Raw genomic sequence first — 11,639 nt, 5'->3', positions numbered from 1 at the left:
CCGCTACCTGTGGCCGCTGAGGGTGCCTCCCGTGGGGTTGGTGGCTTCTTGGGGGATCTCGACGCCGGCTGCCTCGAGCCGGCGTCGGGTCTCTTCGGCGGTAACTGGTTCACCGAACGCGGGGTGGGCGCCGACCGGAACCACTGCCGAGACGAATGTCCTGTTGTGGATCCGGACCAGGTTGAAGGACCGTGCACCGTTCCGGGCCTGCATGGCGTCCGGGGGCAGGGCAAGGTCCTGGGTGTAGCTGGTGGCCGACGCCACTGACACCGGGATATTCGCAAAGATGGAGAAGGCGGAGTAGTGCGTGTGGCCGGACAGGATGCCGATCACGTCACTGCCCTCCAGTACCGCAGCCAGGCTCTCCTGGTTCCTCAGCTCGGACAGCACCCCGAGGTCCTGTACCGGAGGCACCGGCGGGTGGTGGATCACCAGGAGGGTGCCGTCGTCGGACGCTGTTTCAAGTTCCGCCGCCAGCCAGCGCAGCTGGTCCCCGCTGACCTCGCCGTGATGGAAGCCGGGCGTGGAGGAATCAAGCACCAGTACCCGCAGCCCGCCAAGGTTGTAGCGGCGGTCCACCGGCTTCGGCAGCGGCGCCTCGTCCAGCAGCAGGCTCTGGAAGCTCTCCCGCTCATCGTGGTTGCCCATGGCCCAGATGATGCGCGTGCCCATCCTGTGGGCGTAGGCGTCGCAGATGGCCCGCAACTGCCGGTACGCCTCCGGGCTTCCCTTGTCCGTCAGGTCACCGGAAAAAATGATGGCCTCCGGCCCAATGCCGCTGGCCTCGATGGCGTCGAGCACCTCCACCAGCCCCAGCTGGGGGTCGGTCTCCCCGTACAGCAGCCCTTCGGCAACGAAATGCGGGTCGCTGACATGGACCAGCACGTGCTGTGGAGACGCGTGCTCCGACTGGAAATACTGCATGAGAGCCTTTCAGCGGTTCCTTCCTGGCACTGCCCAGGAAGGAAGATATGCCGGCGGGCTCTGCTTGCCGCCAAGAGAATCAATAATAAGCACCCTTATGAATATCTGGGAAGCCTTTTCTTCATCGTGACGGCGGTGCGGCAGAGCAGCCGGGTGCGGCACGTGTCCGGCTCAAGCTGTACTTCCCCCTCCGGCACAGGTACATTCGAAGTGTGACGGGGCTCATCCCCCGGACCCTCCCGACCCCTCTGCACAGGCCGCAGGAGCAGCCGCTGTAGCCAACCGGCGGCACATGATGCAGAAGCGGAATGAGCCTCAAGTGGCAACCTCGCACTTCCAGCAGTTCCTCAATGAAGCAACTGTTTTCGACCCCTCCACCGACTCCACACTCGGACCTGATTGCCTCTACGGCCTGTACGTCAGCTGGGCCGAGCTCCGTGGAATACAGCCCAAGTCAGACCAGGCGTTCCGGGCAGGAATGCAGCGCTGCGGGGTGGATGTCCACGACATCCGGCTGCACATGACCGGGCCTGCGGCGGCCGCGTACATTGTCAGCAGCTATCCGGCCGTGGCCTGATGACACTGCAATCGGACGGCTACCGCGCCTGGCCGGACGGGCCAGTCCCGGCCAGGCGCCCCCGCCGCGACGCAGACACCGCTGACCTGCTGAGTGTGGGTGGACAATACATTCACTGCGGCGAGCCCATGACACGCGCCGGTACGGACCTGAGCTTCATCCACCGCCACGATGACAAGCAACTGCCGGAGGCCCTTGTGGTCTACCTTGCCACCCGCGTCCTGCACTGCCCGTGCGGGTTCCAAGTGGAGATCCCGGATCAGCCGTGAATTACACCACGGAGGGCATGGGCCAGCTCCCCCTTGATGAACTGACCATAACGATTGGGCGGATCCGGGGGCTCCTGCTGACGGAGGAGAAGGTGGACCGCGCCGTCCATCTTCTGGCCCAGGCCATCAAGGAATCCATGCCGGGGGCCGCAGGAACAGGCGTTTCGCTCCTGGACCGGGAAGGACGCCGCACGAGCAGCGGGTTTACTGATGGCTTGGTAAAGCAGGCGGACACCGCCCAGTACGAACTGGGTGAGGGCCCCTGCCTGACCGCCTGGGCAACTGAGCAGGTTGTCGTCATTGACGACGTCCACACGGACGAGCGGTGGCCTGCCTGGCGGACGGCAGTGGAGGCACTGCCCGTCCGCTCGGTGGTCAGCGCGCCACTGCTCGCCGGCAAGGATGCACTCGGTGCCTTGAAAATCTACTCTGCCGTGCCAGGGCAGTACGACGAAAGCACGGGCGCCACGCTGTCCCTCTTCGCAGGGACAGCGGCGACGCTCCTGGCCCACATCCAAGCCACAGAGGCGCCCCTGCGGATGACGGAGCAGCTCAAAGCGGCCCTGGCCAGCAGGGACACCATCAACCAGGCCTGCGGGGTGCTCATGGAACGCCAGGGCATCAGCCAGGACATGGCGATGCAGCAGATGATAAAAAACGCGCGGATGGCAGGCGTTCCCCTGGACGAGATCAGCGAAAATCTGATCACCAGGGTGCCGCCTGCGGAGAGGTGAGGGGCCTTGGGCTTCGATGCGCATGAACCGGAACAGCGCAGCCGGCTCTGCGATGCCTTGCATGCGGCTGATATCACCATTGGTGATCTTTGGCTCCGGTATTTCAGCATGAGCGGCTCGGCCGGTGAGTATGAAGTCCACGCGTACGTCCAGGGACTGATTTCCTTGCCCGCTACCCAGCGCGACCTGCTGGCCATGGCAGCGAACGAGATCATCGATGAGAAACCGCCGCTCCGCGCACCGTACTCGGACCAGTTCGGGCGTTCCGGCATTGAGGGTCCGGCTGATGAAGGGAGCGGGAACGTTGCAGGCCGTTCCCAGGGCGGCCACGGCGGAATGAACACGGGGGGCCCGGACGCAGAGGGCTGACATTCAGGGTGCCAGTCTGCCCTGTTCCAGCTGGCTACTGGGGGGTGGTTCCCTTCAGTGCCGGGCCGGTCAGCTGCTTCCACTGCCGGGGACACTGAACCACTTTGCGCTGCGTTTCACGCCCCGGTCCCTCTGACCGGGGTCAGGTTGCGCCGCGTCGCTTCACAGCGTGGGGAACGACGGCGTAGCGGCGGTTGTCCAGCACCGGCACCTGCCTGCGGACCCGGCTGAGCCGCTCCTGGCTGAGGTCCGTGATGATGAGTCCCGCCTCGTCACCGGCATTGGCCACCACCACCCCCGCCGGATCTACCGCCACGGAATACCCTGTGGCCAAAGGCCCGTTCTGGTTGGCGGCCAGGACGTAGGCAGTGTTCTCGATGGCCCTGGCCTTGAGCAGCGTGTTCCAGTGGTCCTCCTTGCCCGGTCCCCTGATCCACATGGCCGGAACCAGCAGGACGTCCGCCCCAGCGTCAACCGCGGTCCGGGCGCTCTCCGGGAACCGTAGGTCGTAGCAGGTGAACGCACCAAACCTGAAGCCGCCCAGGCTGAATACCAGCGGCTCCCCGGGGTTTCCGGCGGAGATTCCCTCGCTTTCCCGGTAACCGAATGCATCGTAGAGGTGGACTTTGCGGTAGCAGCCCAGCATCCCGCCGTGGCCGTCCAGCGCCACCAGCGTGTTGAACGGCAACCCGTCCGGGTTCTTCTCGTAGGTGCCTACCACCACGGCGATTCCATGTTTCCTGGCCAGGCCGGCGACGGCGGCCACGAAAGGCCCGTCCAGGTCCTCCGCTATGGCTGCGATGGCCTTCGACCCGTCGGCGGTGGCGTACAGGCTGGACTCGGGCAGGAGTACCAGCTCCGCGCCCGCCCGTGCCGCGGCCTCGATAAGCCGGCCTGCCGCCGTCGTATTTTCACCGCTGTCCACGCCCGCGGCGAACTGTCCAACTGCCACCCTCACGGTGGCCTCCTTTCCCACACGGCTGACTGGTTCCAGCCCTTGTTCCAGTTGCAGCACAACCACTTCCCTCAGCATCCTGCCCGCGCTACTGTGGGCACAAGCCTCCTGCCGCACCTCGGAGGCGTGGGCTCATGCAGTTGGGCCTCTGGAGCAATCCGGAGGGATCCTCAGTGGGTACAACACAACACTTTCCTAAATGGCGGAAGCCGGCGGCGCTGGCAGCCACCTTCGGGCTGTTGCTGGCTACAACGTCCTGCTCAGCGGAAGTCCAGCGCGGCTGGCTCCCTGGCGAGCGCGACACTACCGACAAAACGCCCCTTATCACCGACCTGTGGGTCAACTCCTGGATTGCCGCCCTCATCATCGGCGTGATCACCTGGGGCCTCATGATCTGGGTGATCGTGGCCTACCGCCGCAGGAAGAACACCGTCGGCTTTCCAGCACAAATGAGCTACAACCTGCCACTGGAAGTCTTCTACCTCTCGGTCCCCATCATGATTGTGGGCGTCCTTTTTGTATTCACTGACCGTGATCAGCGCGCCATCGATACCCGCTACCCGGACCCTGATGTGGTGATCGACGTCCGCGGCAAGCAGTGGTCCTGGGACTTCAACTACGTCAAGGAAGACGTCCACGAGGATCCAGGGCAGCAAGCCCACCTGGACGGCAACTGGGGTACTCCGGACCGGTTGCCCACCCTGTACCTGCCGGTGGACAAGAAAGTGGAAATCCGGGTGAACTCCCGCGATGTCCAGCATTCCTTCTGGGTGGTGGAGTTCCTCCAGAAGCGGGACATGTATCCGGGCGAAAACCAGTTTGACCCGTACATCAACATCACTCCCACCCGCACCGGTGAATTCACCGGCAAGTGCGCCGAGCTGTGCGGTGAATACCATTCCGAGATGCTCTTCAAGGTCCGGGTGGTGAGCCAGCAGGAGTACGACAGCCACATCAGCGAGCTCCGCTCCCGCGGGAACACCGGCATCCTCGGCGACGAATACGACCGCAACCCGGCACGCCCGGCACTGGAAGAGGCACAGCAAAGGACGGAACCGTAATGACCGCTACCCAGAACACGGGAATGACGTCGGCAACCGCTGCGCCGTCCACGGTCAGGCGGACCAAGGGAAGCATTGTGGTCAGCTGGATTACCTCCACCGACCACAAGACCATCGGGTATATGTACCTGATTTCCTCGTTTGTGTTCTTCATCCTGGCAGGCGTGATGGCATTGATCATCCGCGCGGAGCTGTTCGAGCCCGGCATGCAGATCCTGCAGACCAAGGAACAGTACAACCAACTGTTCACCATGCACGGCACCATGATGCTGCTCATGTTCGCCACCCCCCTGTTTGCGGGTTTCGCGAACGTGATCATGCCTCTGCAGATCGGTGCCCCGGATGTGGCTTTCCCGCGGTTGAACGCGCTGGCCTTCTGGTTTTTCCTCTTCGGCTCCACCATTGCGGTGTCCGGCTTCATCACCCCGCAGGGTGCCGCATCCTTTGGCTGGTTCGCCTACGCGCCGCTGTCCAACACCACCTTCACCCCCGGCGTGGGCGGGGACCTCTGGGTCTTCGGCCTGGCCTTGTCCGGCTTTGGCACCATTCTGGGCGCGGTCAACTTCATCACCACCATCATCTGCATGCGTGCCCCCGGATTGACCATGTGGCGGATGCCGATCTTCACGTGGAACATCCTCATCACTGCAATCCTGGTGCTGATGGCGTTCCCGCCGCTGGCCGCCGCCCTGTTCGCGCTGGGTGCCGACCGAAAGTTCGGTGCCCACATCTTCGATCCCGCCAACGGCGGTGCCATCCTCTGGCAGCACCTGTTCTGGTTCTTCGGCCACCCCGAGGTATACATCATCGCCCTGCCGTTTTTCGGCATCGTTTCGGAAATCTTCCCGGTCTTCAGCCGCAAACCGATCTTCGGGTACAAAGGCATTGTCTACGCCTCCATCGCCATCGCCGCCCTGTCTGTGACGGTCTGGGCACACCATATGTACGTTACCGGCGCAGTGTTCCTGCCGTTCTTCGCCTTTATGACCATGCTGATCGCAGTGCCCACGGGCGTGAAGTTCTTCAACTGGATCGGCACCATGTGGGGCGGTTCGCTCACCTTTGAAACGCCGATGCTGTGGAGCATGGGGTTCCTGGCAACGTTCCTCTTCGGCGGCCTGACCGGCATCATCCTGGCGTCGCCCCCGATGGACTTCCACGTCTCGGACACCTACTTCGTGGTGGCGCACTTCCATTACGTGGTGTTCGGCACCGTCGTGTTTGCGATGTTCGCCGGGTTCTACTTCTGGTGGCCCAAGTTCACCGGAACCATGCTGAACGAGCGCCTGGGCAAGATCCACTTCTGGCTCCTGTTCCTGGGCTTCCACGCAACGTTCCTGGTGCAGCACTGGCTGGGCGTCCTGGGCATGCCCCGCCGGTACGCTGACTACATGCCGGAGGACGCCTTCACCCCGATGAACCAGTTTTCAACGATCGGTTCCTACCTGCTGGGCGTCTCGATGATCCCGTTCCTCTGGAACGTCTACATCACGTGGCGGACCGGGAAAAAGGTCACCGTGGACGATCCGTGGGGCTTCGGCGCCTCACTGGAGTGGGCCACCTCCTGCCCGCCGCCCCGGCACAACTTCACCTCGCTCCCCCGGATCCGCTCCGAGCGGCCCGCACTGGACCTGCACCACCCCGAGCTCAGCGTGCGCCTGCACCCGCCGGCGCACGGCCCGGCAGCGGACGTCCTGGGTGCGGCAGACATCGGCGAACGCGACGTCCGCAGCCCGAACCCCAACGAGTAACGCGGCAACAGGCAACTACGACGGCGGCCCTCGTTCAGGCGGGGGCCGCCGTCGTGCTGCCCCCACACCTTTCCCGACACCGGAAAGACATTCCGACACGCAAATCCGCTGGCGCACCCGATATTGCGGGCGCGCCAGCGAATAGGCGGGTCGGAAACGAGTCTGCGCATCGGAGAAGAGCGCGCGCGTCGCAGGACGCACCCGGGGCTACTCCTTGTGCAGCTTGTCCTGGATGGTCCCGGCCATCTTCTCCATGGTGTTCGGCAGCTCGGTGGTGCCGTAGAAGCGGGAGTCCGGGTGTGTGGGCGGCGGCATTGGGACGCCGGAGTCCGGGTTCGCCACGTAGCTGAACTCGCCGAGGCCGTCAGGCGATGGACCCTTGGCCCACGAGCCTTCTGCCGCAGCCTGGCCGTCTGAGAAGTTCCGGTACTCGTACGCGACGTCCCGCATTTCTTTGTTGATGGGGAAGTTGCTGGGCACCGGGAAGTTCTCGTGGCCTTCTTCCTGCAGCTCCTTGGCCGCCGCGATCCACTGGTTCTGGTGCATGGTGTCCCTGGCCAGCAGGAAGGACAACATATCGCGGATGCCGTGATCGTCCGTCATGTGGTAGAGCCGCGCCACCTGCAGGCGGCCCTGCATCTCAGCGTTGGCGTTGGCCCAGAAGTCCGCGAGCATGTTGCCGCTGGCAGTAATGTAGCTGCCCTGCCAGGGGTTGCCGTTGCTGTCCACCGGGCGCACGCCGGCGCCGGCGACGATGGCCGACTGGACGTCGGTTCCGCCCACGATGGCTGCAACAGTCGGATCGGCCTGGACGGCGTCCTCAGTGATGCCCAGCGGCGCCTTCTCCAGCAGCTGGGCGATCATGGTGGCCAGCATCTCCACGTGGCCGAATTCCTCCGCGCCGATTCCGAAGAGCATGTCCCGGTATTTGCCGGGCATGTGGGCGTTCCAGGCCTGGAACGAGTACTGCATGGCCACGGTGATTTCGCCGTACTGGCCGCCGAGCACTTCCTGCAGTTTCCGGGCGTACACCGCGTCCGGCTTATCCGGGGTGGCCCTGTATTGAAGTTCCTGCTTGTGAAAGAAAACCATGAGTATGTCCTCTCGAGCTCACATTTGGATTTGTTCGAACCGATAGGTTCCGGCAGCCGATTTAATCAGCATGCTTACTATCCTGCGTCAGGTGCGCCGATTTTTCCAGACATTTGGCTACCCCGAAACAGAAGCCAGCCGCCCACAGCCAGGAGTACGCTGACAGCCAGGAATCCGAGATCCCACGCGAGTGGTCCGCCGAGATCGTCACGGACGTGGTGGATCTGCAACAGCTGATGGTTGACCAAACCTTCGATGATGTTGAAGACCCCCCAGCCGGCCAGGACCAGCCCCGTGTGGAACCGCCAGCTGGGAGACAGCCGGCCCTGCTGCCGGGCGCGGACGGCCAGGGCAGCGGCAGCAACCACCAGCACCCACATGGCACTGTGGAACAGGCCGTCCGCCAGGGTGTTCAGCTCCAGCCCCGGCACGGTCTTGCTACTGCCGCTTTCGGTATGGCTGAGCATGTGATGCCACTGCAGCAGCTGGTGCAGGACGATGCCGTCCACGAAACCCCCCACTCCCATCCCGAACAGGAAGGCGGGCGCCCGGGCTGCGCTGCGGGCCGCCTTCGCTGGCGGCGTTCGGGTTTCCCGTGACATCGCTCGCTCCCCCTTCTCCGGTGCACCTTTCACTGGGTTCCTACCCGCCGTCGGACGTTTTACCCGCTGAAGGCGCCTAAAGGTGCCTGAACCGCGGGGCCCTTGACCGCGCCCCCCGGAGGTGGAAGCCTGTGAAGCATTGCGGTGGAACCTCAAGCAAAGGGGTGGCTCCTGCACGGACAGGGCCCTCCCACTGCCAGCCAACATCTGAGGCGGCACCCCTTGAGAGCAATGGTTTACCGCGGCCCGTACAAAATCCGGGTCGAAGAAAAAGACATCCCCAGGATCGAGCACCCCAACGACGCGATCGTCAGAGTGACCACTGGAGCCATTTGCGGCTCTGACCTGCACCTCTACCACGGCATGATGCCGGACACGCGGGTGGGAATGACGTTCGGGCACGAGTTCGTGGGCGTGGTGCACGAGGTTGGTTCCTCGGTGCAGAACCTCGCCGTGGGCGACCGCGTGATGGTCCCGTTCAACGTGTACTGCGGCTCATGCTACTTCTGCTCCCGCGGCCTGTACTCGAACTGCCACAACGTGAACCCGAACGCGACGGCGGTGGGCGGCATCTACGGCTACTCCCACACCTGCGGAGGTTACGACGGCGGCCAGGCCGAGTTCGTCCGGGTCCCCTTTGCGGACGTGGGGCCATCGAAGATCCCGGACTGGATGGACGAAGAGGACGCGGTGCTCCTCACCGATGCCCTGCCCACCGGCTACTTCGGGGCCCAGCTCGGCGACATCGTGGAGGGCGACACGGTGGTGGTGTTCGGCGCCGGGCCCGTGGGGCTGTTCGCCGCGAAATCCGCCTGGCTGATGGGCGCCGGCCGGGTCATCGTGATCGACCACCTGGAGTACCGGCTCGAGAAGGCCCGGACTTTTGCCCATGCCGAGACGTACAACTTCGTGGAGTACGACGACATCGTGGGGCACCTGAAGAAAGCCACCGACTACCTGGGCGCCGACGTCGTGATTGATGCGGTGGGGGCAGAGGCGGACGGCAACTTCGTCCAGCACGTGACGGGTACCAAATTGAAGCTGCAGGGCGGTTCGCCGGTGGCGCTGAACTGGGCCATCGACGCTGTCCGCAAGGGCGGCACCGTGTCCGTGGTGGGTGCGTACGGGCCCATCTTCAGCGCCGTGAAGTTCGGGGACGCGGTGAACAAGGGCCTCACTCTGCGGATGAACCAGTGCCCGGTCAAACGGCAGTGGCCGCGCCTGTTCGAGCACATCCGGAACGGGTACCTCAAGCCCAGCGACATCGTGACGCACCGCATCCCGCTGGAACACATCTCGGAGGGCTACCACATGTTCTCCGCAAAACTTGATGAGTGCATCAAGCCGCTCATCATCTCCACCCCGGCCTGAAAGGAAGAGCACCATGGCTGACATAGCAACGCCTTACACCGCCGGCAAGCCCGCCTTGAAGGAGTCCTCCGAAGCCCTCCGCGCCCGCATTCCGGGCTGGGGTGTGGACCTCGACCCGGCGGACCGTCCGTCGTTTCCCCGCGAACAACCGGGGATCGAAACCGGCGCGCACTGGGACTTTCCGGAGCGCCAGCGGGAGGAGTGGCCGCGGGAGCGGTCCATTGAGCACGCCTTCCTCACCCCGGTTTTCGGCACGTCGACGCCGCCCAAGGGTGCCTCGGGCGCCATCCGGAAGTACGCCTATGCCAGGTTCAGCGAGGGACGGGCCGCCCATTGGCTGCTGCTGATTGCCGCTGACAGGGTGGATGCCTGGGAACAGCACCTCCGCTCCCTCGCCACCACGCGCCCCGACAATCCCGTCACCGAAACGGGCATCCTCAGCGAGCCTGCCCGGCATGGCCTGCGCTCACGGTTCGGCAGCAAGCGGGCCGACGTGAACCACCAGTGGATCGACCCGATTCTGGTCGGCGGGCCGTGGGTGGTGGCGGGACTCGGCGCGGCCGCTGCCATCCGGACCCTCAGCAGAGGACTGCAGTCCCGGGCGGGGGCGCGGAAATGACCCAGGCTGAACAGCGCCGGGCTGCTTTCACCACAGTGGCCGACGGCGTGCACAGGATTTCCGAGGCGTACGTCAATTTTTATCTGGTGGAAAGTCCGGATGGCCTGATCCTGGTGGATTCCGGGCTGCCCGCCTCCTGGAAAACCCTGGATGACTCCATACGGGGACTGGGGCACTCCGTGGACGACATCGCCGCCTTGGTCCTGACCCATGCCCACTTCGACCATCTGGGCCTGGCACACCGGCTGCACACGGAGTTTGGCGTGCCGGTCTGGGTGCACGGCGGTGACTCCTACATTGCCCGCCATCCCTACCGGTACCGGCATGAAAAGTCCCGCTTCGTTTTCGCGCTGGCGCACCCCGGCGGCCTCCCCGTCCTGGCGAGCATGACCAAAGCGGGTGCATTGCGGGTGCGCGGCGTGGACGAGCTGAAGCTGTTTCCCGCAGAAACCGGGAGCACGGCGCTTCCGGTGCCGGGTTCGCCGGAGGTGGTGTTTTCTCCCGGACATACTGCCGGCCACTGCGGGCTCTACCTGCGGGACCGGGACGTGCTGTTCAGCGGGGATGCCCTGGTGACGCTGGATCCGTATACCCGGCGCACCGGTCCGCGGATTGTGGCTGGGGCCGCCACCATGGACAGCCGCCAGAACCTGGACACCCTGACCCAGTTGGAACAGACCGGCGCTTCGCTGGTACTCCCGGGCCATGGCGAGCCCTGGACGGGCGGGATCGAGGAGGCAGTGGCGGCCGCCCGGCACCAGGCTGAATCCTGACCGCTCAGCCGGCCACCCGCCGTCGTACGTTGACCCTCCGCGTTTCGACGCGCCCATCCGCTGGCGACCCGCAGATTCCCTGCCGCAGCTGATATACCCGGTGCGACATGGAGCTTGCGCGTCGATCCTGCTGATGCGCGTCCCGGGCCGCCACGGGCATTCCCCGTCAGCCCCAAACGTCACAGGAAAAACACTGGATTGAAACATTTCAGCAACGTGTCCACGGCATGCTGGAGCTACGGGGATACAACAGCAGGAGGCGCATTATGGAGGCACAAAAAGTACTGACCGCACAGCTTCGGATCGGTGACCAGATCGAGGCGTGGCACAACGGCAAGCTGTTCCACCGGGGGCGGGTGACGGAGGTGGTTCCTGCCTTGGAACTGTTCTGGATCCTGGACGCGAGGACCGGCGCGAGGAAGCTTCTGGACCCGGAGGCGCTGGAGATCCGGCATGCGGAGGTACAGGCCAAGCCGCTGGCCACGGCGTAAGGCAGGTTTCCAGGGCCGGGGCTGACAAAGTAACCTCTGATACCGGAAGAA

The 11,639-nt window shown here is 64.5% G+C and carries 14 protein-coding genes; 10 read left to right on the top strand and 4 right to left on the bottom strand.

The genetic code is table 11. The features are described from left to right. Positions 1 to 3 precede the first annotated feature (3 nt). The gene (locus CXX84_RS17075) at positions 4 to 924 is read right to left on the bottom strand and encodes a metallophosphoesterase (RefSeq protein WP_102977917.1); all 921 of its coding nucleotides are present in this window, start codon (positions 922 to 924) and stop codon (positions 4 to 6) included. Between the two features lie 319 nt (positions 925 to 1,243). Here CXX84_RS17075 and CXX84_RS17070 point away from each other — a divergent pair, with 319 nt between their 5' ends. The 4 genes from CXX84_RS17070 to CXX84_RS17055 are packed head-to-tail and all read left to right on the top strand — an operon-like array spanning position 1,244 to position 2,873. Continuing rightward, positions 1,244 to 1,501 (top strand): hypothetical protein, encoded by a 258-nt coding sequence (locus CXX84_RS17070; protein WP_102977982.1) that lies wholly within the window; start codon positions 1,244 to 1,246, stop codon positions 1,499 to 1,501. Further along, a complete protein-coding gene (locus tag CXX84_RS17065) occupies positions 1,501 to 1,770 on the top strand; it encodes a hypothetical protein (RefSeq protein ID WP_102977916.1) in 270 nt (89 codons plus the stop codon). Before CXX84_RS17070 ends, CXX84_RS17065 begins: the two co-directional genes overlap by 1 nt. After that, positions 1,767 to 2,504 carry a GAF and ANTAR domain-containing protein gene (locus CXX84_RS17060; RefSeq protein WP_223253136.1) on the top strand — a complete coding sequence of 246 codons (738 nt, stop codon included), beginning with the start codon at positions 1,767 to 1,769 and terminating at the stop codon, positions 2,502 to 2,504. The genes CXX84_RS17065 and CXX84_RS17060 overlap by 4 nt, the downstream gene beginning before the upstream one ends. A gap of 6 nt (positions 2,505 to 2,510) precedes the next feature. Continuing rightward, complete coding sequence (locus tag CXX84_RS17055) at positions 2,511 to 2,873, top strand: hypothetical protein (RefSeq protein ID WP_102977915.1); 363 nt, start codon at positions 2,511 to 2,513, stop codon at positions 2,871 to 2,873. Positions 2,874 to 3,015: 142 nt separating this feature from the next. Here the strand turns inward: CXX84_RS17055 and CXX84_RS17050 are convergent, their stop codons facing one another. Beyond that, a complete protein-coding gene (locus CXX84_RS17050; RefSeq protein WP_102977980.1) occupies positions 3,016 to 3,831 on the bottom strand; it encodes a carbon-nitrogen hydrolase family protein in 816 nt (271 codons plus the stop codon). Positions 3,832 to 3,962: 131 nt separating this feature from the next. Here CXX84_RS17050 and CXX84_RS17045 point away from each other — a divergent pair, with 131 nt between their 5' ends. Together CXX84_RS17045 and ctaD are read left to right on the top strand one after the other, a co-directional pair. Next, positions 3,963 to 4,889, top strand: coding sequence for a cytochrome c oxidase subunit II (locus CXX84_RS17045; protein WP_102977914.1), 927 nt, complete (start codon positions 3,963 to 3,965; stop codon positions 4,887 to 4,889). Then, a complete protein-coding gene (gene ctaD / locus CXX84_RS17040) occupies positions 4,889 to 6,640 on the top strand; it encodes a cytochrome c oxidase subunit I (RefSeq protein ID WP_102977913.1) in 1,752 nt (583 codons plus the stop codon). The genes CXX84_RS17045 and ctaD overlap by 1 nt, the downstream gene beginning before the upstream one ends. 207 nt (positions 6,641 to 6,847) lie before the next feature. Here the strand turns inward: ctaD and CXX84_RS17035 are convergent, their stop codons facing one another. Together CXX84_RS17035 and CXX84_RS17030 are read right to left on the bottom strand one after the other, a co-directional pair. Further along, entirely contained in the window at positions 6,848 to 7,732 is an 885-nt protein-coding gene (locus CXX84_RS17035; protein WP_102977912.1) for a manganese catalase family protein, read from the bottom strand. A gap of 77 nt (positions 7,733 to 7,809) precedes the next feature. Next, entirely contained in the window at positions 7,810 to 8,334 is a 525-nt protein-coding gene (locus CXX84_RS17030; protein ID WP_102977911.1) for a DUF2243 domain-containing protein, read from the bottom strand. 222 nt (positions 8,335 to 8,556) lie between these two features. Between CXX84_RS17030 and CXX84_RS17025 the strand changes: the two genes are divergently transcribed. The 4 genes from CXX84_RS17025 to CXX84_RS17010 all read left to right on the top strand — a co-directional run bounded on the left by CXX84_RS17025 (position 8,557) and on the right by CXX84_RS17010 (position 11,588). Then, the gene (locus CXX84_RS17025; RefSeq protein WP_102977910.1) at positions 8,557 to 9,705 is read left to right on the top strand and encodes a zinc-dependent alcohol dehydrogenase; all 1,149 of its coding nucleotides are present in this window, start codon (positions 8,557 to 8,559) and stop codon (positions 9,703 to 9,705) included. Positions 9,706 to 9,718: 13 nt separating this feature from the next. Beyond that, entirely contained in the window at positions 9,719 to 10,324 is a 606-nt protein-coding gene (locus tag CXX84_RS17020) for a hypothetical protein (protein ID WP_102977909.1), read from the top strand. Beyond that, a complete protein-coding gene (locus CXX84_RS17015) occupies positions 10,321 to 11,097 on the top strand; it encodes an MBL fold metallo-hydrolase (protein ID WP_102977908.1) in 777 nt (258 codons plus the stop codon). The genes CXX84_RS17020 and CXX84_RS17015 overlap by 4 nt, the downstream gene beginning before the upstream one ends. Positions 11,098 to 11,363: 266 nt before the next feature. After that, positions 11,364 to 11,588, top strand: coding sequence for a hypothetical protein (locus CXX84_RS17010; protein ID WP_102977907.1), 225 nt, complete (start codon positions 11,364 to 11,366; stop codon positions 11,586 to 11,588). The last annotated feature ends 51 nt before the right edge of the window (positions 11,589 to 11,639 follow it).

Origin of the sequence: Arthrobacter sp. AFG7.2, from assembly GCF_002892835.1 — a bacterium.
GTDB lineage: Bacteria > Actinomycetota > Actinomycetes > Actinomycetales > Micrococcaceae > Arthrobacter.
The sequence above is the reverse complement of the archived record's forward strand: the minus strand, read 5'-3'. Positions and strand labels throughout refer to the sequence as shown.

What these genes read in the sequence shown, in the direction of transcription:
- CXX84_RS17075 (WP_102977917.1), bottom strand. Translation starts at nt 924, where the DNA reads ATGCAGTATTTCCAGTCGGAGCACGCGTCTCCACAGCACGTGCTGGTC.
- CXX84_RS17065 (WP_102977916.1), top strand. Translation starts at nt 1,501, where the DNA reads ATGACACTGCAATCGGACGGCTACCGCGCCTGGCCGGACGGGCCAGTC.
- CXX84_RS17045 (WP_102977914.1), top strand. Translation starts at nt 3,963, where the DNA reads ATGCAGTTGGGCCTCTGGAGCAATCCGGAGGGATCCTCAGTGGGTACA.
- ctaD (WP_102977913.1), top strand. Translation starts at nt 4,889, where the DNA reads ATGACCGCTACCCAGAACACGGGAATGACGTCGGCAACCGCTGCGCCG.
- CXX84_RS17035 (WP_102977912.1), bottom strand. Translation starts at nt 7,732, where the DNA reads ATGGTTTTCTTTCACAAGCAGGAACTTCAATACAGGGCCACCCCGGAT.
- CXX84_RS17030 (WP_102977911.1), bottom strand. Translation starts at nt 8,334, where the DNA reads ATGTCACGGGAAACCCGAACGCCGCCAGCGAAGGCGGCCCGCAGCGCA.
- CXX84_RS17020 (WP_102977909.1), top strand. Translation starts at nt 9,719, where the DNA reads ATGGCTGACATAGCAACGCCTTACACCGCCGGCAAGCCCGCCTTGAAG.
- CXX84_RS17015 (WP_102977908.1), top strand. Translation starts at nt 10,321, where the DNA reads ATGACCCAGGCTGAACAGCGCCGGGCTGCTTTCACCACAGTGGCCGAC.
- CXX84_RS17010 (WP_102977907.1), top strand. Translation starts at nt 11,364, where the DNA reads ATGGAGGCACAAAAAGTACTGACCGCACAGCTTCGGATCGGTGACCAG.